This is a genomic window from Streptococcus porcorum (assembly GCF_053203725.1).
Genome location: NZ_JBRUDG010000014.1, coordinates 20,932 through 46,461, shown reverse-complemented (window position 1 = coordinate 46,461; position 25,530 = coordinate 20,932). Strand labels below are relative to the sequence as shown.

Genomic DNA, 25,530 nt, shown 5'->3' with positions numbered 1-25,530 from the left:
TAGCGAAGATTTTGTGATATACTAGTCATGAGAAGATTCCTTTTTTGATGAGTGGTGGTACTCTTATCATATCAGGGAATCTTCTTTTTTGACTTCTAGAAGTCTCACATCTATTGTAACGCTACATATTTGTTTTGCTCTGATATTTTCAATAATAGGAAAAAAGCTGAAATCGTGCTATAATAAAGCTATTAGTTCATTAAGTAAGGAAGTTTGATATGAAAATCATTGCAGTGGATGCTATGGGAGGTGACCACGCTCCTCAAGCGATTGTGGAGGGGGTCAATCGTGCGATTGCTGAGTTTAAGGATATTGAAATTCAGCTTTATGGTGATGAGGCAAAAATTAAGCAGTATCTAACAGCGACAGAACGTGTTAGCATCATCCATACAGATGAGAAGATTAACTCTGATGATGAGCCAGCAAAGGCGATTCGCCGTAAGAAAAATGCTTCAATGGTCTTGGCAGCTAAAAGTGTCAAAGATGGTCAAGCTCATGCGGTTTTATCAGCTGGAAATACAGGCGCACTTTTGGCGGCTGGGCTTTTTGTGGTAGGACGGATTAAGGGAGTGGATCGCCCAGGTCTGTTATCTACCTTGCCAACTGGAGATGGCAATGGGTTTGATATGTTAGACCTTGGTGCTAATGCGGAAAATACAGCTAAACATCTGCACCAATATGCGATCTTAGGCTCTTTTTATGCCAAGCATGTCCGTGGTATCTCTTCACCACGTATTGGTCTTTTAAACAATGGTACGGAAAGTAGTAAAGGAGATCCGCTTCGTAAGGAAGTTTATGAGTTGTTATCAGCAGATGAGAGCCTAAACTTTGTTGGCAATGTGGAAGCGCGTGAATTATTAAATGGTGTCGCAGATGTTGTGGTGACAGATGGGTTTACAGGAAATGCCGTCTTGAAATCTATCGAGGGAACAGCTTTATCAATTATGGGGCAGCTGAAGTCAGCGATTCAATCAGGTGGTCTAAAGGCTAAGATTGGCGCCTTCTTCTTAAAAGATAACCTTTATAGCTTGAAAGGGTCATTGGATTATAGTTCAGCTGGTGGAGCAGTCTTGTTTGGCTTGAAGGCCCCTGTCATTAAAGCACATGGCTCAAGTGATGCGACAGCTATCTACTATACTATTAAGCAAATCAAAAAAATGTTGGATACAGATGTGGTAGCAAAATCCGTAGCTGCTTTTACAGAAGAATAGCAAAAACGTTCGTATATAGCGAACGTTTTTATTTTATTTATTTTAAAATGTTAGGTATTTGATTGAAAAGGTGTATTCTTTATGTTAGAATGAGGGTGATAAAAACGAAAGGCGAACAAAAATATGTCAAGAGAGTTGATTTATTCGGGGAAAGCAAAGGATATTTTCGCAACAGAAGATGAAAATATTATTTTGGCTCAGTATAAAGATCAAGCTACAATGCTTAATGGTGCTAGAAAAGAGACGGTGGATGGTAAAGGGAAGCTGAATAACCAAATTTCATCGTTGATTTTTGAACACTTAAATGCAGCAGGAATTGCGACGCATTTCATAAAGCAAGTGTCCGAAACAGAGCAACTAAATCAAAAAGTAGAGATTATTCCACTAGAAGTAGTATTACGCAACTATACAGCGGGTTCCTTTTCAAAACGTTTTGGTGTAGATGAAGGCATCAAACTTGAGCAACCGATTTTGGAATTTTATTATAAAAATGATGATTTGGATGATCCTTTTATCAATGATGAGCATGTTGCCTTTTTAGAAATTGCAAGTGCTGATGAGCTGGCTTTCTTGAAAGAGGAAACACGTAAAATCAATGCGGTCTTGACAGACTTGTTTGCTCAAATTGGTTTGACTTTGATTGATTACAAATTGGAGTTTGGACGCACGGCAGATGGCAAAATTATTTTAGCAGATGAAGTATCTCCAGATACGAGCCGCCTTTGGGATGCAGATGGCAATCATATGGATAAAGATGTCTTTCGTCGTAATATTGGCTCCATCACAGATGTCTATACTGTCGTTTTAGAAAAGTTACAAGAGTTGAAATAAGGAAGGATTTGGGAGTTCCAGATGGATAAACGTATTTTCGTTGAGAAAAAGGATAATTTTCAGATTAAAGCAGAATCTTTACTGGCAGAATTAATTCATAACCTGCAGTTAACGAGTTTGAAACATCTGCGTTTGGTACAGGTTTATGATGTTTTTGGTTTAGAAGAAGAACTTTTTGGACAGGCTGAGCAACACCTTTTTTCTGAGCCTGTGACAGATAATATCTTAACAGACGATGCTGTAGCAGAGCTTTTTCATCAAGTGTCTTTTGCGATTGAGGCTTTACCCGGTCAGTTTGATCAACGTGCAGCGAGTAGCCAAGAGGCGCTTTTCTTACTAGGAGCTAAAGATGTTACAGTCAAAACAGCTCAACTATATGTGGTTAATGCTGATATTTTATCCTCTGAGCTTGAGGCGATTAAAAAGTATTTGTTAAACCCTGTCGATTCACGTTTTAAGGATATGGAGAAAGCCTTGGTTTTGGAAGGCTACTCAGCCTCATCAACAACTATTCCTGACTTAGAGATTTTTGAAACTTATACAGCAGAAGATTTTAAGGCTTATAAGGCTCAAGAAGGTCTGGCTATGGAAGTGGACGATTTACTCTTTATCCAAGATTACTTTAAGTCTATTGGGCGTGTGCCAACTGAGACAGAGTTGAAAGTTTTGGACACTTACTGGTCTGACCATTGCCGTCATACGACCTTTGAGACGGAATTAAAGAAAATCGACTTCTCAGCGTCAGCTTTTGAAAAACAATTGCAAGCAACATATGATAAGTACATAGCAATGCGTCAGGAGTTAGGACGTACTGAAAAGCCACAAACCTTAATGGACATGGCTACTATCTTTGGGCGCTATGAGCGTGCTAACGGGCGTTTAGATGATATGGAAGTATCTGATGAGATCAATGCTTGTTCTGTTGAAATTGAAGTTGATGTTAATGGTGTTAAAGAGCCTTGGTTGTTGATGTTTAAAAATGAAACCCACAACCATCCGACAGAAATTGAACCTTTCGGAGGCGCTGCTACTTGTATCGGTGGTGCGATTCGTGATCCTTTGTCAGGTCGTTCCTATGTTTACCAAGCAATGCGTATTTCTGGAGCAGGTGATATTACAGAGACGATTGCAGAGACACGTCAAGGGAAACTTCCTCAGCAGGTGATTTCTAAAACTGCAGCACATGGTTATTCATCTTATGGAAACCAGATTGGCCTTGCGACAACTTATGTTCGTGAATATTTCCATCCAGGTTTTGTTGCCAAACGTATGGAGCTTGGAGCTGTAGTAGGGGCGGCACCAAAAGATAATGTGCGTCGTCTTAAACCTGAAGCAGGTGATGTTGTGATCTTACTTGGAGGTAAAACAGGGCGAGATGGTATCGGAGGTGCTACAGGTTCGTCTAAGGTTCAAACGGTACAATCGGTTGAAACTGCTGGGGCAGAAGTCCAAAAAGGAAATGCTATTGAAGAGCGTAAAATTCAACGCCTTTTCCGTAATCCAGCTGTTACCCAATTAATCAAAAAATCTAACGATTTTGGAGCAGGCGGTGTCTGTGTGGCTATTGGTGAGTTAGCTGATGGTCTTGAAATTGACCTTAATCAAGTGCCACTTAAATATGCGGGGCTTAATGGAACAGAGATTGCGATTTCTGAATCACAAGAGCGCATGGCAGTGGTCGTTGCTCCTAAGGATGTTGAACGATTTATCGCTGAGTCTGAAAAAGAAAATATCCAAGCAGTTGTTGTAGCAAAAGTGACTGAAAAGGCTAATCTTGTGATGACTTGGAATGGTCAAAAAATTGTTGATATTGAACGTTCTTTCCTTGACACTAATGGTGTTCGTGTAGAGGTGGATGCGCGTGTTGTTGATAGTGGACTCTCTCAACCTTATCAGGTGACAACCTCTAAAGAAACTCTAGAACAAGATGCTGTTAAGGTATTGTCAGATCTTAATCATGCTAGTCAAAAAGGCTTGCAGACGATGTTTGATAGCTCTGTTGGACGTTCAACTGTCAATCACCCTCTTGGTGGACGTTTTCAAATTACCCCAACGGAGAGTTCGGTTCAAAAATTACCAGTACAAACTGGGGTGACTAATACAGTTTCTGTTATGGCACAGGGTTATAATCCTTATATTGCCTCTTGGTCTCCTTATCATGGTGCAGCCTACGCTGTTATTGAAGCGACAGCACGTTTAGTTGCTACTGGTGCGGAATGGTCTAAGGCACGTTTTTCTTACCAAGAGTATTTTGAACGTATGGATAAAGAAGCTGAGCGTTTTGGAAAACCTGTTGCGGCTCTTTTGGGATCTATTGAAGCTCAAATTCAACTGGGACTGCCATCTATTGGTGGTAAGGACTCCATGTCGGGGACATTTGAGGAGTTAACGGTTCCTCCAACCTTGGTGGCATTCGGTGTGACAACAGGTCAGGCAGACCGTGTGCTTTCTCCAGAATTTAAAGCAGTTGGAGATTATATTTACTATATCAGAGGCGCGGAGTTAGCAGCAGATATTGATTTTGAGCGGATTAAGTCTAACTTTATCAGCTTTTCAACCTTGCAAGAGGAGTATAGTATCACCGCAGCTTCAGCTATTAAATATGGTGGTCTTCTAGAAAGTCTGGCAGTGATGAGCTTTGGTAACCGCATTGGTGCAGAAGTGACTGTATCAGATCTAGAGCATGTCTTACAAGGGCAATTAGGTGGTTTTGTCTTTACGAGTCCAGACGACATTGATGGTGTCGATAAGATTGGGTTTACAACGCTGGATCACGATATTAGTTTGAATGGACAAGTTTTATCTGGTTCGAACTTAGCATCAGCTTTTGAGGGTAGTCTGGAGTCAGTTTATCCTACAGTTTTTGAACAAGACAAAGAACTCAAAGAGGTTCCTAAAGTCGTTTCAGATGCTGTTATTAAAGCTAATAGTTCTGTAGCAGAACCTGTGGTATATATCCCAGTCTTTCCAGGAACAAACTCTGAATATGATTCGGCTAAAGCTTTTGAACAAGAGGGCGCTAAGGTTAATCTTGTTCCATTTAGAACACTTAACCAAGAGGTGATTACTCAATCCATCGAAGAAATGGTTGCTAATATCGAAAAGGCCAATATCCTCTTCTTTGCAGGTGGATTCTCTGCAGCAGATGAGCCTGACGGTTCGGCTAAGTTTATTGTTAATATCTTGCTCAATGAGAAAGTTCGCGCTGCTATTGACAGCTTTATTGTAAAAGGTGGGCTGATTATTGGTATCTGTAATGGTTTCCAAGCTCTTGTTAAGTCAGGCTTGCTTCCATACGGGAACTTTGAAGATGCTACTGAAACATCACCAACCCTCTTTTATAACGATGCTAACCAGCACGTGGCAAAAATGGTTGAAACACGAATTGCCAACACTAACTCACCGTGGCTTGCTGGTGTGGAAGTCGGCGATATCCATGCTATCCCAGTTTCTCATGGGGAAGGTAAGTTTGTGGTAACAGATCAAGAGTTTGAACAGCTACGAGATAATGGTCAAATCTTTAGCCAGTACGTTGACTTTGCAGGGCAACCAAGTATGGATTCTAAGTACAATCCAAATGGTTCAAGTCATGCGATTGAGGGGATCACGAGCAAGAACGGTCAAATCATTGGTAAGATGGGACATTCAGAACGTTACGAAGATGGTCTTTTCCAAAATATCCCAGGAAATAAAGATCAGCATTTGTTCCGTAGTGCTGTTGCTTACTTTACAGGAAAATAAGCTAGTGGGCTAGGCAAAAAAATTGCCTACTCTAGCTAGATGACATAAAAGGCTGGGGATGCTATCCTAGCTGCAGGTTTACGCATTTTTGCTAGTGCAAGAAATGCAAAGGAAAAAGAATGATGACATATGAAGTAAAATCGCTTAATGAAGAATGTGGAGTTTTTGGGATTTGGGGACATCCACAAGCGGCTCAGGTCACGTATTTTGGCCTTCATAGTTTACAACACCGTGGTCAAGAAGGAGCTGGCATCTTGTCTAATGACAAGGGTCAACTTCATCGCCACCGTGACACTGGTTTAGTATCAGAAGTCTTTAAAAATACTGCTGATTTAGAGAAGCTAACAGGACAAGCTGCAATTGGGCATGTTCGTTATGCTACTGCTGGATCAGCTTCTATCGATAACATCCAGCCTTTCTTGTTTAATTTTACAGATATGCAGATTGGTTTGGCTCATAACGGAAACTTGACCAATACCTTGACATTAAAAGCGGAGTTGGAACGAAGTGGTGCTATTTTTTCAAGTTCATCAGATACAGAAATTTTGATGCACTTGATTAGACGTAGCCACAATCCCGATTTTATGGGCAAAATCAAGGAAGCATTAAATACTGTAAAAGGGGGCTTTGCTTATCTTCTGATGTTAGAGGATAAGTTAGTTGCCGCTTTAGATCCAAATGGTTTTCGTCCCCTTTCAATTGGGAAAATGAAAAATGGTGCCTGGGTTGTTGCAAGTGAAACATGTGCCTTTGAAGTTGTTGGTGCAGAGTGGGTGCGTGATGTTGAACCTGGTGAGATTGTTGTTATTGATGATAGCGGGATTTACTATGACACCTATACCACAGATACACAATTGGCTATCTGTTCGATGGAGTATGTTTACTTTGCTCGTCCTGACTCAGTCATTCATGGGGTAAATGTCCATACTGCTCGTAAAAATATGGGGCGTCGTTTAGCTCAAGAATTTCAACATGAAGCTGATATTGTTGTGGGGGTTCCCAATTCCTCACTTTCAGCTGCTATGGGGTTTGCAGAAGAGTCAGGTTTACCAAATGAAATGGGCTTGATTAAAAATCAATACACTCAGCGGACTTTTATTCAACCCACACAAGAGTTGCGCGAGCAAGGTGTTCGTATGAAGTTATCAGCGGTCTCTAGTGTGGTGAAGGATAAGCGCGTGGTTATGATAGATGACTCGATTGTTCGTGGTACCACTTCCCGACGCATTGTTCAGTTGCTTCGTGATGCTGGGGCTAAGGAAGTCCATGTTGCCATTGGTAGCCCTGAGTTAAAATACCCTTGTTTTTATGGGATTGATATCCAAACGCGTCGAGAGTTAATTTCTGCTAATCATACGGTTGATGAAGTCTGTGAGATTATTGGTGCAGATAGTTTAACCTACCTTTCTTTAGAAGGCTTAGTGGACTCAATTGGTCTTGAAACTGATGCACCAAATGGTGGGCTTTGTGTTGCTTACTTTGATGGGAATTATCCTACCCCTCTTTATGATTATGAAGAAGAGTACCTTCGAAGTTTAGAGGAAAAGACAAGCTTTTATATTGAAAATGTGAAGAAATAGTAGTGATAAAAATTCTTTCAAGGCTGAAGCGTTTCGTCTTCGCTGAAATCGTCTTGGTGTTGATTGGTCTTGGTAGTGGCATCTGGAATTGGTTTCAACATGGCTTTTCAAAAGCTTGGTTACCAATGTTGGTAGCTGTTATTTTAGGTGTTTCTGCCTGGCAACATCATGGACTTCGAATTGAGTTAGAAAAGCAGATCAAGTTAGAAGACAGCTCTGCTATTTCCAAAGAAAGGAAAGAAAATGACAGAAAATAAAAATGCTTACACCCAATCTGGTGTTGATGTTGAAGCGGGTTATGAAGTTGTTGAACGTATTAAAAAGCATGTAGCTCGTACAGAGCGTGCAGGGGTTATGGGAGCTTTAGGTGGCTTTGGTGGTATGTTTGACCTTAGCCAAACAGGTGTTAAAGAGCCTGTTCTTATTTCAGGAACGGACGGTGTTGGGACTAAACTCATGCTTGCCATCAAGTATGATAAGCACGACACTATTGGTCAGGACTGTGTGGCCATGTGTGTCAACGACATCATTGCAGCAGGTGCTGAACCCCTTTACTTCCTTGACTATGTTGCTACTGGGAAAAATATCCCTGAAAAACTAGAGCAAGTAGTGGCTGGAGTTGCCGAAGGCTGTGTCCAAGCCGGTGCTGCTTTAATCGGTGGCGAAACGGCTGAAATGCCTGGAATGTACGGCGAAGATGACTATGATTTGGCTGGATTTGCTGTAGGTGTGGCTGAAAAATCACAAATCATTGATGGTTCAAAGGTTGCTGAGGGCGATGTTCTTCTTGGACTTGCTTCAAGTGGGATTCACTCAAACGGCTATTCGCTTGTTCGTCGCGTCTTTGCTGATTATACGGGTGAAGAGGTCCTTCCAGAGCTTGAGGGGAAACCGTTGAAAGACGTTCTTCTTGAGCCAACACGCATCTATGTGAAAGCAGTGCTTCCACTCATCAAGGAAGAGTTAGTTAACGGTATTGCCCACCTCACTGGCGGTGGTTTCATTGAAAATGTTCCACGTATGTTTGCCGATGATTTAGCGGCTGAAATTGAAGAAGATCAAGTTCCTGTTCTTCCAATTTTCAAAGCTATTGAGAAATATGGTAGCATCAAACATGAAGAGATGTTTGAAATCTTTAATATGGGTATTGGTTTGATGTTGGCAGTCAGTCCTGATAAGGTTGAGCGTGTGAAAGCCTTGCTTGATGAGCCTGTTTATGAACTTGGTCGCATCGTGAAAAAAGCTGACACAAGTGTGGTGATTAAGTAATGAAAAAAATTGCAGTTTTTGCTTCTGGCAATGGCTCAAACTTCCAGGTGATTGCAGAGCAATTTCCCGTTGACTTTGTCTTTTCAGATCACCGAGATGCTTATGTCTTAGAGCGTGCAGAAAAACTCGGTGTGACAGCCCATGCGTTTGAACTCAAGGAGTTTAACAACAAAGTCGCCTACGAAGAGGCAATCGTTGCGTTACTTGAAGAATATGACATTGACTTGGTTTGCTTGGCAGGTTATATGAAGATTGTTGGTCCTACTTTGCTAGCAGCTTATGAGGGACGTATCATCAATATTCATCCAGCTTACCTACCTGAATTTCCAGGAGCTCACGGTATTGAAGATGCTTGGGAAGCTGGAGTGGACCAGTCGGGTGTGACTATCCACTGGGTGGACAGCGGTGTTGACACAGGAAAAGTCATCAAACAAGTACGCGTGCCACGCTTGGCTGATGACACCATTGAAAGCTTTGAAGCTCGTATTCACGAAGCAGAGTATCAGCTCTATCCAGAAGTTTTACGAGGTTTAGGAGTTTTGTATAAATAAATAGGAGATATGATGAAAAAATCAGATTTCAAAAAAGAATTATTTAAAGTTTTTAATTTGAATATTGAAGAACTAACTTTTTTAGAAAAAATTAATTTTATAGAATCTGTACTAGTTGATTTTCAAAAAGATAATGTAGGGTTGGATATAAGTAATAAAGGAAAATCTTGGACTGATGAAGAGTTAAAGATTATATTATCTGATGCGGCAACAAAACAGAACTGTATTAAATATGCTAAGCTTTTTAAGCGTTCTTATGGTAGTATCGAACAAATTTATCGTTGGTCTACAACTCCTCAGAAAGATATCATTGAAAAAGGTAGAGGAGAGGATATATTTATTCAGCAAATTAAACGAATTTACAAAGAGATTGGTTTACGATCCTAATTTGTTCCCTTGATAAAGAAAGGAAAAATACATGACTAAACGCGCACTGATTAGCGTATCAGATAAGGCGGGCATTGTTGACTTTGCCCAAGAATTGACAAAACTTGGTTGGGAGATTATCTCAACTGGAGGGACAAAGGTTGCCCTTGATAACGCAGGGGTTGATACTATCGCTATTGACGATGTGACAGGCTTCCCTGAAATGATGGATGGTCGTGTTAAGACGCTTCATCCGAAAATCCATGGTGGACTTTTGGCGCGTCGTGACACAGAAAGTCACTTGCAGGCTACTCAAGACCATGAAATCGGCTTGATTGATTTGGTGGTGGTTAACCTCTATCCTTTCAAGGAAACTATCCTCAAACCAGATGTGACTTATGCCGATGCGGTTGAAAACATTGATATCGGTGGACCATCGATGCTACGTTCAGCTGCCAAAAACCATGCTAGCGTGACCGTTGTTGTTGACCCAGCAGACTATGCTGTAGTGCTTGACGAATTGTCAGTAGATGGAGAAACAACTTATGAAACGCGCCAACGCCTAGCAGCAAAAGTCTTCCGTCATACAGCAGCTTACGATGCCTTGATTGCAGACTATTTCACAGCACAAGTTGGTGAAACCAAGCCTGAAAAATTGACGATCACTTACGATCTCAAACAACCAATGCGCTACGGTGAAAACCCGCAGCAAGATGCCGACTTCTACCAATCAGCGATTCCGACGGACTATTCGATTGCATCAGCTAAACAGCGCAACGGTAAGGAACTCTCTTTCAATAACATCCGTGATGCGGATGCGGCGATTCGTATTATCCGTGATTTTAAAGACCGTCCAACGGTTGTGGCACTCAAGCACATGAACCCATGTGGCATCGGTCAAGCCGATGACATCGAGACAGCTTGGGATTATGCTTATGAAGCTGATCCAGTATCCATTTTCGGAGGCATAGTTGTGCTGAACAGAGAAGTAGATGCTGCGACGGCTGAAAAGATGCACCCGATTTTCTTAGAAATCATCATTGCACCGAGCTATACAGAAGAAGCGCTAGCTATTTTAACCAATAAGAAGAAAAATCTCCGTCTTCTTGAGTTGGCTTTTGATGCGCAAGATGAGAGTGAGATTGAAAAAGAGTACACGGGTGTTGTCGGAGGTCTTTTGGTACAAAACCAAGATGTCATTGCAGAGGATCCATCTGATTGGCAAGTGGTGACAGACCGTCAACCAACAGAACAAGAACAAGCTGCACTTGAGTTTGCTTGGAAAGCTTGTAAATATGTCAAATCAAATGGTATTATTGTCACAAATGACAAGATGACACTTGGTGTTGGCCCTGGTCAAACCAATCGTGTTGCCTCTGTTCGTATCGCTATTGAGCAGGCTAAGGAGCGTCTTGAGGGAGCTGTCCTTGCTTCAGATGCTTTCTTCCCATTTGCAGATAATATCGAAGAAATTGCAGCCGCAGGCATTAAAGCCATCATCCAACCGGGTGGTTCTGTGCGTGACCAAGACTCTATCGATGCTGCTAACAAACATGGCTTGACCATGATCTTTACAGGCGTAAGACATTTCCGTCATTAAACCTGATATTTAAAAAATAGAATCATGAGAGGCTGGAATTTTCCAGCTTCTTTTTGTTTGGATTACTATTAATTAGTAGTTTATGACAAGTGTATCAAAATGTTACATCTATGATACAGTTTCTTTAAGAAGCCTTAAATAGACATTTTTTACTCAAAATTTATGTTAAGATATTTTCTATCGAGAGAACGAAAGGGAAGAAAAATGTTTATTAATAAAAAAATTGTCCTTGCTTCAACACTGACGTTATCACTATTTGCAGCTAGTCATGCTAAAGCTGATGAGCAAGATGGCATCTGGACAGCGCGTACTGTAGAAGAAGTTAAAGCAAATCTGATTGAAGAAAATAATAGTGTGACCTACACGATTCAATACGGGGATACTCTGAGTAGCATTGCTGAGGCGATGGAGATTGATTTAGCGGTTCTCGCACAAATTAATCAGATTGCCAATGTGGATCTCATTTTTCCAAATACTGTCTTAAAAACGGTTTATGATCAAAATCATCAAGCCACTTCTGTTGAAATTTCAGTTCCAACAGAAAATCCACTGCAAAATGAAGTGGTTGCCACTGCTGATTTAGCTAGTCAACAAGTAGTGATGCAAGATCAAGTTGTTGATTTAAAACCAATATCAGAAGCAGTTTCAGAGCAAGCAGTCGCTTCATCTGCACCAGCGACCACAGCACTTGCAAATTCTGAGCAGGTTTCTTCCGAAGAATCAGCTTCTGTTAACTCTGATAGCAGTACAGTTGCTAGCTTGATAGCTGATATTGTCAATCAAACTCCAGCTAGCGAATATGTCGCCAGCTCAGAGATTGCTCCTGCTTCTATTACGGCTAGTTCTGAGGCAGTAACTTCCGAAGAAGTAGCTTCTGTTACCTCAGACAGTAGTACGGTTGCTAGCTTGACAGCCGATATTGTCAATCAAACTCCTGTTAGTGAATATGTCGCTAGCTCAGAGGTTGCTCCCGCTTCTCCTACGGCTAGTTCTGAGGCAGTAACTTCCGAAGAAGCAACTTCTGTTAATTCAGACAGTAGTACGGTTGCTAGCTTGACAGCTGATATTGTCAATCAAACTCCTGCTAGTGAATATGTCGCTAGCTCAGAGGTTGTGCATTCAGAAGCTCAACCAGTATCAGAAGTTACAACTGTTACAAGTGAGGCGGCAACGCCTAGTCAAACTAATGTTGCGGTCAATAGTACTGGTCTTCAACCTGTGGCAGCTAGCTTCCAACAAGCTGTGGCTAATCAATTTGGAATCAGTGATATCGGGGGCTACCGTGCAGGAGATCCTCAAGATCACGGACAAGGTCTTGCTGTTGATGTCATGGTACCAGTAGGGTCAGATTTAGGCGATCAAGTAGCTCAATACGCTATTGATAATATGGCTTCTGCCAATATTTCTTATATTATTTGGGAGCAACAATTTTATGCCCCAGTGAACAATATCTATGGTCCAGCTAACACTTGGAATCTCATGCCAGATCGTGGCAGTGTGACAGAAAATCACTATGATCACGTTCACATTTCTTTTAATGGGTAATCTATTATTTTTAGAAAATCAGCCAGCGTAAGCCTTGGTTGATTTTTTGTTATGAACCGAACTCTTTTATCAATTCTCCTTATAACTACCAGATTTTATTGGAAATAGACGATTGTTTTTGGTATAATCGGTATATAAAATTCGTGAAATGAGGTTTCATCTGTGAAGTTACTTGTTGTGGGGTCTGGCGGTCGTGAGCATGCGATCGCAAAGAAATTATTAGAATCTGACAGTGTCGAGCAGGTTTTTGTCGCTCCTGGAAATGATGGTATGGCCTTGGATGGTCTTGATTTGGTTGATATCGGAATTTCCGAACATTCTAAATTGATTGCCTTTGCCAAAGAAAATGACATTTCTTGGACCTTTATTGGTCCAGATGATGCCTTAGCAGCAGGTATTGTCGATGATTTTGAACAGGTAGGACTAAAAGCCTTTGGTCCTAAAAAATTAGCCGCAGAGCTGGAATGGTCAAAAGACTTTGCCAAGGACATCATGGTCAAGTACGATGTTCCAACAGCAGCCTATGGCACATTTTCAGATTTCGAAGAAGCTAAAGCCTATATCGAAAAGCAAGGCGCACCAATTGTGGTGAAGGCAGATGGCTTAGCGCTAGGAAAAGGCGTAGTGGTTGCAGAAACTGTTGAGCAAGCAGTCGATGCGGCGCGTGACATGCTTTTAGACAATAAGTTTGGTGACTCAGGTGCGCGTGTGGTCATCGAGGAGTTCTTGGCAGGTGAGGAGTTCTCTCTCTTTGCCTTTGTCAATGGTGACAAGTTCTACATTATGCCGACTGCCCAAGATCACAAACGTGCCTTTGACGGTGACAAGGGACCAAACACAGGTGGTATGGGAGCTTATGCGCCAGTTCCTCATCTTCCTCAAAGTGTGGTGGACACGGCAGTTGACACCATCATCAAGCCTGTTCTTAATGGGATGATAGCAGAAGGACGTCCATACCTTGGGATTCTTTATGCGGGCTTGATTTTGACGGAGCAAGGGCCTAAGGTTATCGAGTTTAACGCTCGCTTTGGGGATCCTGAAACCCAAATTATCTTGCCTCGTTTGACATCAGACTTTGCCCAAAATATCACTGATATTTTAGAAGGTAGAGAGCCACAGATTACTTGGCTGGATAGTGGCGTGACGCTTGGCGTAGTTGTGGCATCAAATGGCTACCCTCTGGATTATGAAAAAGGCGTAGAGTTGCCAGCAAAGACCGAGGGTGATATCATCACTTACTATGCAGGGGCTCGTTTTGCGGAAAATAGCAGAGCACTGCTATCAAACGGCGGTCGGGTCTATATGTTAGTCACCACAGCAGACACCGTCCAAAAAGCCCAGGAAAAAATTTACTCGGAGCTGAAAAATCAAGATACGACAGGCCTCTTTTATCGGACAGATATTGGAAGTAAGGCCATTGGAAAATAAGCAAACCTGTGTCTTAGTCAGTGCCTGCTTGCTCGGAGAAAATTGCAAGTACAACGGCGGAAATAATTACAATCAAGCAGTTGTTGATGCTGTAGCGAACAAGCAAGCCCTATCGGTTTGTCCAGAGGTTGCAGGTGGCCTTCCCACTCCGCGAGAACCTGTCGAAATTGTGGACGGAAGTGTACGAGATGTGAACGGAGCATCTTATGACAAAGCGTTTCAACAAGGCATTGCCAGAACGCTTGAAAGACTAGAAGGACAAGAGATAGAAATGGCCATTCTACAATCTAGAAGTCCGTCCTGTGGTGTCAAGCAGGTTTACGACGGCACCTTTTCAGGACAAAAAGTTGCAGGTAGCGGTTTATTTGCCCAAGCCTTGAAAGAAAGAGGCTATCAGGTAGTCGACGCAGAAGATATAAACGAGGTAACATCATGAAACCAATCATTTCCATCATCATGGGCTCTAGTTCTGACTGGAAAACCATGAAAAAAGCAGCCGATGTGCTGGACAAATTTGGCGTAGCCTATGAAAAGAAAGTGGTCTCTGCCCACCGCACCCCAGACCTCATGTTCCGTCACGCCGAGGAAGCGCGTGGCCGTGGCATCAAGGTTATTATCGCAGGAGCGGGTGGTGCGGCTCATTTGCCAGGTATGGTAGCAGCCAAGACCACCTTGCCTGTCATCGGCGTGCCTGTCCAATCCCGTGCCCTCAGTGGTGTGGATTCGCTCTATTCTATCGTGCAGATGCCGGGTGGCGTGCCCGTTGCGACTATGGCGATCGGTGAGGCAGGTGCGACCAACGCAGCTCTGACAGCTCTTCGCATTCTCTCCATTGAAGACCAAACCATTGCGGCTCAGCTGGCAGACTTTGCCAAGGAACAGGAAAAAATTGCGGAGGCGATGACAGATGACCTCATCTAAGACAATCGGAATTATCGGCGGCGGTCAGCTAGGTCAGATGATGGCCATTTCCGCTATTTACATGGGTCACAAGGTGATCACGCTGGATCCTGCGGCGGACTGCCCAGCCTCCAAGGTCAGCGAGGTTATCGTCGCTCCCTATCACGATGTGGCGGCCCTCAAACAGCTGGCGGAGCGGTGCCATGTCCTGACCTACGAGTTTGAAAATGTCGATGCCGACGGACTGGACGCGGTCATCAAGGACGGTCAGCTCCCTCAAGGGACAGACCTCCTCCGCATTTCCCAGAACCGTATTTTTGAGAAGGATTTTTTGGCAAAAAAAGCTGGCGTGCAAGTCGCCCCCTACAAAGTTGTCACATCTAGCCTAGACCTAGAAGGACTGGACCTCAGTAAAAACTATGTCTTAAAGACAGCCACTGGGGGCTATGATGGGCATGGCCAGAAGGTTATTCGAGAAGAGGCGGACTTGGTAGAGGCTAGTCAGTTAGCTAACTCTGCTGAGTGTGTTTTGGAAGAGTTTGTGAATTTCGACCTGGAAATCTCCGTCCTTGTGTCTGGCAATGGCTCTGACTACACCGTCTTTCCTGTACAGGAAAATATCCACCGAAATAATATTCTTTACAAAACTATCGTGCCTGCCCGTATTTCAGATGAACTTGCTGAAAAAGCCAAAACTATGGCTCTGCAAATTGCTGACAAGCTCCATTTAGCAGGCACCCTCTGCGTTGAAATGTTTGTGGCAGGGCAGGATATTCTGGTTAACGAAATCGCCCCTCGCCCACACAATTCGGGGCATTATTCTATTGAAGCCTGTGATTTTTCACAGTTTGATACCCATATCCGAGGCATTCTAGGACAGCCTCTACCTCCTATCCGCCTGCTTTCTCCAGCCGTTATGATCAACGTCCTAGGACAAGACATGGAAGCAGCTCAAACCTTTCTTCAAGAAAACCCTACCGCTCACCCCCACTTTTATGGTAAACTAGAAGCGAAGCACAATCGCAAGATGGGACACGTGACGGTGTTGGGGGAATATACTGAGGTAGAGATGTAGGGATCGGAAAGTTATAAAGGGGGGGATTTCTGTGATTAAAATTATTGTTCATGCCTTTGTTGAAAGTCATCAAACTGGCGTGGTTGAAGTTGTTTTTGCTTCTAAAAATGAGCAGTCTATTTCTGAAAAGATGGCAGAGTTACAGTTACAGTATCCCAATGATTATCTTGCTATTTATGACTTGCCATTAGATAGGGATCTTCCCAAAATGGGGCATTATCCATCTGTTGCAATAGGTAAAGAGGAGTTTGAGTGAGGATATAATATTTTTAGGGATCTATGCCATATTTATGCCAGTCTAGTATCAAGCTAGTGGTTAAATGAACTAGGAGTAAATTTATGGTAAAACATAATATGAAAGTAACTTTTTTTCATCCCATTGATAAGGTATGGGAACTTGTCACTGATTTATCCAATCAAACTTGGAGAAGTGATCTTGGTCATTTTGAAAAGATAGACGAGAACCATTTTATTGAATACACTCAAACTGGTATTCAGACAAATTTTAAGGTGACCAAAGTCGATTTGTACAAGCTCTGGGAACTTAAGTTTGAAAATAAAAATCTCCAAGGCACTTGGCTAGGACAGTTTGATTATCATGATGGGCAAACTGTCCTAGATTTTACAGAAAATGTCACTGTTAAAAATGTTATCTTGACACCATTTGTCTGGCTTTATCTAAGAAAGCAACAAAAGCAGTATTTCCGAGATTTAGAAAAAGTGCTGGAAGTTAAATAGTAAAAAATAAAATCGCCCATTAGGGCAAAGAAAAATAGAAAAGAACAAGGGTAGCTGTATTCTCTAAATTGAATACGGGCACTCTTAATTCTCTATCAAAAAATTGTAAAACAGAAAGGAATGGGTTACAAGTTAGCACAACTGAACTCGGGCGGAAAGCTCGGAATTTAGATAAACCGCCTAGGACGCAAGCGTCCGTCGTTGGTTTCCTAAAATTCAGTCGCTTTCTTGTCGCCCTTGGTATCTTAAACATGATCAATCGTTATTCCCGCCCGGAGATGGCGGCTATTTGGAGTGAAGAGAACAAGTACAAGGCTTGGTTGGAGGTTGAAATCCTTGCCGATGAGGCTTGGGCTGAGTTGGGTGAAATTCCCAAGGAAGATGTGGCCTTGATTCGTGAGAAGGCGACTTTTGACATCGACCGCATTTTAGAGATTGAAGAGGAAACTCGTCACGATGTGGTGGCTTTCACGCGTGCGGTTTCGGAAAGTCTTGGTGAGGAACGCAAGTGGGTCCACTACGGTCTGACATCGACCGATGTGGTGGATACGGCTTACGGCTACCTCTACAAGCAGGCTAACGACATTATCCGTCGCGACCTTGAAAACTTTACCACTATCATCGCCGACAAGGCACGTGAGCACAAGTACACCATCATGATGGGCCGGACCCACGGTGTCCATGCGGAGCCAACGACTTTCGGTCTTAAATTGGCGACTTGGTATAGCGAAATGAAACGCAACATGGAGCGTTTTGATGTGGCGGCCAAGGGCGTTGAAGCTGGTAAAATTTCAGGTGCGGTTGGAAACTTTGCCAATATTCCTCCATTTGTGGAAGAGTATGTTTGTGGTAAATTAGGCATTCGTCCGCAGGAAATTTCGACCCAGGTCCTTCCTCGTGACCTTCACGCAGAATATTTCTCAGCCCTAGCCTTGATTGCAACGTCTATCGAGCGTATGGCGACAGAGATCCGTGGGCTACAAAAATCTGAACAACGCGAAGTCGAAGAGTATTTCGCCAAAGGCCAAAAAGGCAGCTCTGCTATGCCCCATAAACGCAACCCTATCGGCTCTGAAAATATGACCGGTCTGGCTCGCGTGGTGCGTGGTCACTTGGTAACGGCTTTTGAGAATGTGGCGCTTTGGCACGAACGCGATATTTCTCACTCGTCAGCGGAGCGTATCATTACGCCTGACACAACTATCCTTATTAACTATATGCTCAATCGTTTTGGTAATATCGTTAAGAACTTGACGGTCTTCCCTGAAAATATGAAACGCAATATGGAGTCAACTTTTGGTTTGATTTACAGCCAGCGTGTCATGCTCAGCTTGATTGAAAAAGGCATGACCCGTGAGGAAGCCTACGACTTGGTGCAGCCAAAAACGGCGCAGTCATGGGATAATCAAGTGGACTTTAAACCTTTGCTTGAAGCAGATAAGCGTGTGACAGCTAAACTCAGCCAGGAAGAAATCGATGAACTCTTCAACCCAGACTACTATGCTAAACGTGTAGATGAGGTTTTTGAACGTGTCGGATTAGGCGAGTAATAACAATTTATCAACAATTTGAGAGCTTAAGGAAAGTTTAAGGTTGAAGGTTTATACTACTTTTATCCTAAAACTTCTACTGAACACTTGTTCAGTAGTATCAGCTAGATTTAGCTGATATTCTTTTCATAAATCTCCTGAAAGGGTCCTGTTTGACAGGGCTCTTTCTTTTTGCTCAACTTTTCATCGTTAGAGAATTTATGGTAAAATAGGTCTATGACAAGAATTTTAGATAACGATATGATGGGGGACGAGGAGTATGCAGAGCGTACCCTCCGTCCTCAATATTTAAAAGAATATATTGGACAGGATAAGGTCAAAAACCAGCTGAAGATTTTTATTGAAGCAGCTAAGTTGCGCGATGAAGCGATGGATCATGTCCTTCTTTTTGGACCACCAGGACTTGGTAAAACCACGATGGCTTTTGTGATTGCCAATGAACTCGGAGTGAATCTGAAACAGACAACAGGTCCAAGTATCGAAAAAGCAGGGGACTTGGTGGCTATTTTAAATGATCTAGAGGCAGGAGATGTCCTTTTTATTGATGAGATTCACCGTATGCCAATGGCAGTAGAAGAGGTGCTCTATAGTGCTATGGAGGACTTCTATATTGATATTATGATTGGGGCAGGAGAAGCAAGCCGTAGTGTGCATCTAGAGTTACCCCCTTTTACGCTAATTGGGGCAACGACGCGGGCAGGGATGCTGTCTAATCCTTTGCGTGCTCGTTTTGGAATTACAGGGCATATGGAATATTATGAGCTGGATGATTTGACAGAGATTGTTGAGCGAACAGCTGATATTTTTGAAATGGATATTGTGCATCAAGCAGCAAAATCACTCGCCATGCGAAGTCGTGGGACACCTCGTATTGCCAATCGTCTGCTCAAGCGTGTTCGAGACTATGCTCAGATTATGGGAGATGGTCATATTGATGAAAAGATGACAGATGATGCCCTCACCATGCTTGATGTTGATAGAGAAGGGCTTGATTATGTAGATCAAAAGATTCTAAGAACCATGATTGAGCTTTATGGTGGAGGGCCAGTTGGTCTTGGAACTCTCTCTGTCAATATTGCTGAGGAGAGAGAGACGGTTGAGGATATGTATGAGCCTTATCTGATTCAAAAAGGATTTTTGATGCGGACACGAACAGGTCGAGTGGCAACAGAGAAAGCTTATGATCATTTGGGATATGACTATTCTTTGGCGAAAAAATCATAGATTAAGGTGGAGTGACCCCTTATTTTAAGGGGATTTTCTCACTCCCTTTTTTATTTTCCTTAATTTAGGTATAATAGTAATAATAGAGTAAAGGAGATATCCTATGAAAGTCTGTTTTGTCTGTTTGGGTAATATCTGTCGCAGTCCAATGGCGGAGTTTGTGATGAAAGATATTGCAAAAGGTGCAGATTGGCAAGTTGAAAGTCGAGCAATATCTAGTTGGGAACATGGAAATCCTATTCATAGAGGAACTCAGGCGATTTTAAATAACTATCATATTGCTTACGATCACACAAAAGGCTCACAAGAGATTAGTCTGGATGATTTGAAGACATTTGATTTGATTTTAGGGATGGATGAGCAAAACGTTGCGGATCTGTTAAGCTTATCAGCTGGTGAGTTTGATCATAAGATTCACCTTTTTGGTGAGGTTGGTGTGCCTGATCCTTATTATACAGGTAATTTTGAAGAAACCTATGCCCTAGTCACAAAAGGGTGTCAGGCTTGGTTTGAGAAAGCAAATGGAGATTAGAGGATAAGTATGAAGAAGGAAAAACGAGCTAGGTTGAAACTAACTCCAGAAATATTACGGCAGAGGCTGGAGTTTTTAACTTTAATTGTCATTTTTGCGTGTTCCTTGTCGGTTTTAGTTTTGAATTTTCAAACGAAAACAAGCTTGGTCTTAGATGAGGGGAATATCAAATATACAGGATATGTTGTCAACCATCGCATGAATGGTCAAGGAAAACTGACTTATAAAAATGGAGATATTTACGAAGGGAACTTTGTAAATGGCACCTTTAGTGGTCAAGGGAAGTTTATCGCTAAGGCTGGGTGGACTTATGAGGGACATTTTAAGAATGGTCAGGCCGATGGTCAAGGAACATTGATAACAGAGACCAAGGCTGTCTATAAGGGAACATTTAAACAGGGGATTTATCAAAAATGAGAATAAAATGGTTTTCTTTTGTACGTATTACAGGGCTACTGCTGGTCTTGTTATACCATTTTTTTAAAAAGCAGTTCCCAGGTGGCTTTATTGGAGTAGATATCTTTTTTACTTTTTCTGGCTATCTGATCACAGCTTTATTATTGGATGAATATAGCAGAAATCACAAAATTGATATCATTGGTTTTTTTAGAAGGCGATTTTATCGAATTGTTCCTCCCATGGTGCTCATGGTCCTGATTACCTTACCTTTTACGCTTCTTATCAAGACTGATTTTAGAGCAGGTATTGGTAACCAAATTGCAGCAACATTTGGTTTTATGACCAATGTTTATGAGATTATGACAGGTGGGAACTACGAGGCGCAATTTATCCCGCATCTCTTTGTTCACACATGGAGTTTGGCCATTGAGGTTCATTTTTACATCTTTTGGGGGCTCTTGCTCTGGTTTTTAGGAAAGAGAGTAAAAAATAGCAATCAATACCGAGGTGCTGTATTTATAGTATCTAGTGGCTTGTTTTTAGCAGGCTTTTTAGCGATGTTTATCTCGTCGCTTTTTGTCCATAATTTTTCAAGTATTTATTTTTCTACTTGGACACACAGTTTCCCATTCTTTCTCGGTAGTGTTTTTGCAACGATGACAGGGATACAAAATACAACCAAGCGTTTCAAAAAGAATGTTCGCTTATGGAAAACCTCAAGAGTTGTCACTTATGTTTTGGGAAGTTTTGCGCTGTTATTCTTACTAAGCTTGATTTTGGATTTTGACCATCTTTTTACTTATCTATTTGGTTTTGTTCTCTCAAGTTTGTTTGCCTCTGTTATGATTTATTCCTGCCGTGTCTTGAGTGATCAAACGAGCATTAAAGAACCAGCTTTTGTCACTTACTTAGCCGATACAAGTTATGGTGTTTATCTCTTTCATTGGCCGTTTTACGTGATTTTTTCACAAATGCTCTCTAACACGCAAGCTGTTATGGTTACGGTGCTGTTGTCCTATCTTTTTGCGACGCTTTCTTTTTATGTTTTAGAGCCATTGATTGCAGGCAAGTCTTCTCATTTGTTCCGATGGGACTTTGATCTCAGACCTTATAGCAAATGGATTTACACTAGCTTTGCAGCTCTCGGTGTTTTGATGCTCTTTTTAACGACTGTTTCTCCAAAAATGGGAGAATTTGAGACCAATCTCTTAGTGAGCTCACTTAACCAATCAAATGATCAAATGCGCCAGACGCGTAATTTAGCGGATAAGGAAAATATTGGTAAAACAGGTAGTCAAGTCTTGATTATTGGAGACTCTGTTGCCCTCAGCTCAAGCGGTGCTCTTAGCCAATACCTTCCAAATGCTCAGCAAGACTCTGCGGTGAGTCGTAATTTCGATTTGGCATTTGATATCTTTGAAAATCATATCAAAAATGAGACCCTTCCAGAAACAGTGGTAATCGCCGTTGGGGTTAATTCGGTTTATGATTATAAAGATGATACCCAGCAGTTCATCGATGCTTTACCTAAAGGGCACCACTTAGTCTTTGTGACCCCTTATAATGGTAAGGAAAATCAGGCGGCTGTTAAAGAAGCGCGTGATTATGAGTTGACATTAGCCAAGAAATACAACTACATCACGATAGCAGATTGGTATAAAGTAGCAGTTGATCATCCTGAAATTTGGCCTGGCACAGATGGCGTGCATTATAAAGATAACGGCTCAGATGATTCAGAAGGTGGCAAGCTTTATGCGCAAACCCTACAAGCTGCCTTGAAAAAAGCAGCAAAAGCTCCAGCAAAAGGTGAAAAATAACATCTCTTCTAGAGCTTTGAGCTAAAATGTTTTAAAATAAACGATTGAGACTAGGTTCATCAACCTAGTCTCATTTTTTACCGTTAAAAATAGGAAAATTACAAAAATTTACATGAAAGGGTTTACAAATCTAATCCAGTAAGCTATAATAGAAAACGTAACAAATGTGAAAGATTTAACAAACTTGTTGAATCACTTTGGAGGAAAATATGGCTGATAAAACTGTAAGTAAAGAAGAAAAAGCACTTGAAGCACAAGCGCATGTCGATACTCTAGTGAAAAAAGGTCTTGTTGCCCTAGAGGAGATGCGAAAACTTAATCAAGAACAAGTAGATTATATCGTTGCAAAAGCCTCAGTGGCAGCCCTAGATGCCCATGGTGTTTTAGCAATGCATGCTTATGAGGAAACAGGTCGTGGTGTTTTCGAGGACAAGGCAACTAAAAACCTCTTTGCCTGCGAGCATGTGGTGAATAATATGCGCCATACTAAAACAGTTGGTGTCATCGAAGAAGATGATGTAACAGGATTAACATTGATTGCAGAGCCTGTAGGAGTTATCTGTGGGATTACACCAACTACTAACCCAACCTCAACGGCAATCTTTAAATCATTGATTTCTCTCAAAACACGTAACCCTATTGTATTTGCCTTCCATCCCTCAGCTCAAGAGTCATCAGCACATGCTGCTCGTATTGTGCGTGATGCGGCCATTGCTGCAGGAGCTCCTGAAAACTGTATCCAGTGGATTGAAAAACCTTCAATGGAAGCAACCGTGGCTTTGATGAACCATGATGGAATTGCTACGATTCTTGCTACAGGTGGTAATGCCATGGTACGCGCAGCTTACTCATGTGGTAAGCCAGCTCTTGGTGTGGGTGCAGGTAACGTTCCAGCCTATGTTGAAAAGTCTGCTAACGTTCGTCAGGCAGCTCATGATATTGTCATGTCTAAATCATTTGATAATGGGATGGTCTGTGCCTCAGAGCAAGCTGTGATTGTTGATAAAGAAATCTATGATGACTTTGTCAAAGAGTTTAAATCCTATCACACTTACTTTGTTAATAAAAAAGAAAAAGCTCTCCTAGAAGAATTTTGCTTTGGAGCTAAAGCCAACGGTAAAAATTGTGCAGAAGCTAAATTAAATCCAAACATCGTCGGAAAACCAGCGACTTGGATTGCAGAACAAGCAGGCTTCTCAGTTCCTGAAGGCACAAATATCCTAGCAGCAGAATGTAAGGAAGTTGGTATCAATGAACCGTTGACACGCGAGAAATTGTCACCAGTAATTGCTGTCTTGAAATCAGATTCTCGTGAAGATGGTCTTGAAAAAGCGCGTCTCATGGTTGAGTTTGATGGTTTAGGTCACTCTGCAGCTATCCATACAGAAGATGCAGCTTTAGCCAAAGAATTTGGAACTTTGGTTCGTGCCATTCGTGTGATTTGGAATTCACCATCTACCTTCGGTGGTATTGGTGATGTTTACAACTCATTCTTACCATCATTAACACTTGGCTGTGGTTCTTATGGCCGTAACTCTATCGGTGATAACGTGAGTGCGGTTAATCTCTTGAACATCAAAAAAGTAGGAAGACGTAGAAACAATATGCAATGGTTTAAAGTTCCTTCAAAAACATACTTCGAACGTGATTCTATTCAATACCTCCAAAAATGTCGTGATGTTGAACGTGTCATGATTGTAACTGACCATGCCATGGTTGAGTTTGGTTTCTTGGATCGTATTTTGGAGCAACTTCACCTTCGTCGCAATAATGTGGTCTATCAAATCTTTGCAGATGTTGAGCCAGATCCAGACATCACAACGGTCTATAAAGGAACCGAGATGATGCGTACCTTTAAACCAGATACTATTATCGCACTAGGTGGTGGTTCACCAATGGATGCGGCTAAGGTTATGTGGCTCTTCTATGAGCAACCAGAAGTGGACTTCCATGACCTTGTTCAAAAATTCATGGATATCCGAAAACGTGCCTTCAAATTCCCAGAGCTTGGTAAGAAGTCTAAGTTTATCGCTATTCCAACCACATCTGGTACGGGATCAGAAGTGACACCATTTGCCGTTATCTCTGATAAAGCAAATAACCGCAAATATCCAATTGCAGATTATTCATTGACACCAACCATTGCCATTGTGGATCCTGCCTTGGTTATGACCGTGCCAGCTCATGTTACAGCTGACACTGGTATGGATGTTTTGACCCACGCCACAGAAGCTTATGTGTCAACAGTAGCCAACGACTTTACAGATGGTCTTGCCCTTCAAGCCATTAAGCTTGTTTTTGAAAACCTAGAAAGTTCTGTTAAAAATGCAGACTTTGCATCACGCGAAAAAATGCATAACGCTTCAACTATTGCAGGTATGGCCTTTGCTAATGCCTTCCTAGGAATTTCACACTCAATGGCACACAAAATCGGAGGACGTTTCCATACTGTTCACGGTCGTACTAACGCGATCTTATTACCATATGTTATCCGCTATAACGGAACACGTCCATCTAAGACAGCAACATGGCCTAAATACAACTACTACAAAGCAGATGAAAAATACCAAGATATTGCTCGTATGCTAGGTTTGCCATGTTCAACACCAGAAGAAGCTGTCGCAGCTTATGCACAAGCTGTCTATGACCTTGGTGAGCGTATTGGTATTGAGATGAATCTGAAAGCACAAGGTATTGACGAGAAAGAGTTGAAAGAACACTCTCGTGAATTAGCGCTTCTTGCTTACGAAGATCAGTGTACCCCAGCTAACCCACGTCTGGCTATGGTGGATCACATGCAAGAAATCATCGAAGATGCTTTCTATGGCTACAAAGAACGCCCAGGACGTCTAAAATAAGTTTATCAGCCAATGAGATTGAAACACACGATGTTTCAATCTCATTTTTTGATTTAGGGGCTTGTCAAGGATGGAGAAATTAGGTAAAATGGATAATTGAAATTAGGACTTTTAAGGTAGGACAGGGAGCCTACTAAGGGACTTCGAACAATAAACTACAAAACAGGAGCAGAAAATACTAAAATCTGCATTTATTTTGTGGTGTAACTTTATCGAAAATCAATCTACCCAAGTCTCATTTCGTTATGGAGACTTATTTTTTTGTCAAAAATAAGTCCAATAGAAAAAACACCTTCCTATTTAGGTGCCATCCAA

Annotated in this window: 22 protein-coding genes; all 22 read left to right on the top strand. The window is 41.9% G+C overall.

The genetic code is table 11. From position 1 onward, the window contains the following. The first annotated feature begins 218 nt into the window (after positions 1–218). The 22 genes from plsX (at position 219) to adhE (ending at position 25,215) form a co-directional block, all read left to right on the top strand. On the top strand, positions 219–1,211 hold the full coding sequence (plsX, locus tag ACVRWY_RS05340) for a phosphate acyltransferase PlsX (protein ID WP_354368569.1): 993 nt from the start codon (positions 219–221) through the stop codon (positions 1,209–1,211). 123 nt (positions 1,212–1,334) lie between these two features. After that, complete coding sequence (gene purC, locus ACVRWY_RS05335; RefSeq protein ID WP_354368571.1) at positions 1,335–2,042, top strand: phosphoribosylaminoimidazolesuccinocarboxamide synthase; 708 nt, start codon at positions 1,335–1,337, stop codon at positions 2,040–2,042. A gap of 21 nt (positions 2,043–2,063) precedes the next feature. After that, entirely contained in the window at positions 2,064–5,783 is a 3,720-nt protein-coding gene (locus ACVRWY_RS05330) for a phosphoribosylformylglycinamidine synthase (protein WP_354368573.1), read from the top strand. A 122-nt stretch (positions 5,784–5,905) separates the two neighbouring features. Beyond that, positions 5,906–7,363: an amidophosphoribosyltransferase gene (gene purF, locus ACVRWY_RS05325; protein ID WP_354368575.1), complete on the top strand. Its 1,458-nt coding sequence runs from the start codon at positions 5,906–5,908 to the stop codon at positions 7,361–7,363. 2 nt (positions 7,364–7,365) lie between these two features. After that, positions 7,366–7,620 carry a hypothetical protein gene (locus ACVRWY_RS05320; protein ID WP_354368577.1) on the top strand — a complete coding sequence of 85 codons (255 nt, stop codon included), beginning with the start codon at positions 7,366–7,368 and terminating at the stop codon, positions 7,618–7,620. After that, the gene (gene purM, locus ACVRWY_RS05315) at positions 7,607–8,632 is read left to right on the top strand and encodes a phosphoribosylformylglycinamidine cyclo-ligase (RefSeq protein WP_354368579.1); all 1,026 of its coding nucleotides are present in this window, start codon (positions 7,607–7,609) and stop codon (positions 8,630–8,632) included. The genes ACVRWY_RS05320 and purM overlap by 14 nt, the downstream gene beginning before the upstream one ends. Beyond that, positions 8,632–9,183, top strand: coding sequence for a phosphoribosylglycinamide formyltransferase (purN, locus tag ACVRWY_RS05310; protein ID WP_354368581.1), 552 nt, complete (start codon positions 8,632–8,634; stop codon positions 9,181–9,183). The genes purM and purN overlap by 1 nt, the downstream gene beginning before the upstream one ends. 12 nt (positions 9,184–9,195) lie before the next feature. Continuing rightward, entirely contained in the window at positions 9,196–9,570 is a 375-nt protein-coding gene (locus ACVRWY_RS05305; RefSeq protein WP_354368583.1) for a hypothetical protein, read from the top strand. A 31-nt stretch (positions 9,571–9,601) separates the two neighbouring features. Then, positions 9,602–11,149 carry a bifunctional phosphoribosylaminoimidazolecarboxamide formyltransferase/IMP cyclohydrolase gene (gene purH / locus ACVRWY_RS05300; protein WP_354368585.1) on the top strand — a complete coding sequence of 516 codons (1,548 nt, stop codon included), beginning with the start codon at positions 9,602–9,604 and terminating at the stop codon, positions 11,147–11,149. A gap of 204 nt (positions 11,150–11,353) precedes the next feature. Continuing rightward, complete coding sequence (locus ACVRWY_RS05295; protein ID WP_354368587.1) at positions 11,354–12,694, top strand: LysM peptidoglycan-binding domain-containing protein; 1,341 nt, start codon at positions 11,354–11,356, stop codon at positions 12,692–12,694. A gap of 162 nt (positions 12,695–12,856) precedes the next feature. Continuing rightward, positions 12,857–14,122, top strand: a complete 1,266-nt coding sequence (purD, locus tag ACVRWY_RS05290; protein WP_354368589.1) for a phosphoribosylamine--glycine ligase — start codon at positions 12,857–12,859, stop codon at positions 14,120–14,122. Beyond that, positions 14,112–14,558: a 2-thiouracil desulfurase family protein gene (locus ACVRWY_RS05285; protein ID WP_354368591.1), complete on the top strand. Its 447-nt coding sequence runs from the start codon at positions 14,112–14,114 to the stop codon at positions 14,556–14,558. Before purD ends, ACVRWY_RS05285 begins: the two co-directional genes overlap by 11 nt. Next, complete coding sequence (gene purE / locus ACVRWY_RS05280; protein WP_105122077.1) at positions 14,555–15,043, top strand: 5-(carboxyamino)imidazole ribonucleotide mutase; 489 nt, start codon at positions 14,555–14,557, stop codon at positions 15,041–15,043. The genes ACVRWY_RS05285 and purE overlap by 4 nt, the downstream gene beginning before the upstream one ends. Further along, positions 15,030–16,097, top strand: a complete 1,068-nt coding sequence (purK, locus tag ACVRWY_RS05275) for a 5-(carboxyamino)imidazole ribonucleotide synthase (RefSeq protein ID WP_354368593.1) — start codon at positions 15,030–15,032, stop codon at positions 16,095–16,097. The genes purE and purK overlap by 14 nt, the downstream gene beginning before the upstream one ends. A 31-nt stretch (positions 16,098–16,128) precedes the next feature. Continuing rightward, on the top strand, positions 16,129–16,353 hold the full coding sequence (locus tag ACVRWY_RS05270) for a phosphoribosylaminoimidazole carboxylase (RefSeq protein WP_354368595.1): 225 nt from the start codon (positions 16,129–16,131) through the stop codon (positions 16,351–16,353). An 83-nt stretch (positions 16,354–16,436) separates the two neighbouring features. Continuing rightward, positions 16,437–16,835 carry an SRPBCC family protein gene (locus ACVRWY_RS05265; protein ID WP_029187796.1) on the top strand — a complete coding sequence of 133 codons (399 nt, stop codon included), beginning with the start codon at positions 16,437–16,439 and terminating at the stop codon, positions 16,833–16,835. Between the two features lie 251 nt (positions 16,836–17,086). Continuing rightward, positions 17,087–18,385, top strand: a complete 1,299-nt coding sequence (gene purB / locus ACVRWY_RS05260) for an adenylosuccinate lyase (protein ID WP_354368597.1) — start codon at positions 17,087–17,089, stop codon at positions 18,383–18,385. A 216-nt stretch (positions 18,386–18,601) separates the two neighbouring features. Continuing rightward, positions 18,602–19,609 (top strand): Holliday junction branch migration DNA helicase RuvB, encoded by a 1,008-nt coding sequence (ruvB, locus tag ACVRWY_RS05255; RefSeq protein WP_354368599.1) that lies wholly within the window; start codon positions 18,602–18,604, stop codon positions 19,607–19,609. Between the two features lie 103 nt (positions 19,610–19,712). Beyond that, positions 19,713–20,141 carry a low molecular weight protein-tyrosine-phosphatase gene (locus ACVRWY_RS05250; protein ID WP_354368601.1) on the top strand — a complete coding sequence of 143 codons (429 nt, stop codon included), beginning with the start codon at positions 19,713–19,715 and terminating at the stop codon, positions 20,139–20,141. A gap of 9 nt (positions 20,142–20,150) precedes the next feature. Further along, positions 20,151–20,558, top strand: coding sequence for an MORN repeat-containing protein (locus ACVRWY_RS05245; protein WP_354368603.1), 408 nt, complete (start codon positions 20,151–20,153; stop codon positions 20,556–20,558). After that, complete coding sequence (locus ACVRWY_RS05240; RefSeq protein WP_354368605.1) at positions 20,555–22,357, top strand: acyltransferase family protein; 1,803 nt, start codon at positions 20,555–20,557, stop codon at positions 22,355–22,357. Before ACVRWY_RS05245 ends, ACVRWY_RS05240 begins: the two co-directional genes overlap by 4 nt. A 209-nt stretch (positions 22,358–22,566) precedes the next feature. Next, positions 22,567–25,215 carry a bifunctional acetaldehyde-CoA/alcohol dehydrogenase gene (gene adhE, locus ACVRWY_RS05235; RefSeq protein WP_354368607.1) on the top strand — a complete coding sequence of 883 codons (2,649 nt, stop codon included), beginning with the start codon at positions 22,567–22,569 and terminating at the stop codon, positions 25,213–25,215. The last annotated feature ends 315 nt before the right edge of the window (positions 25,216–25,530 follow it).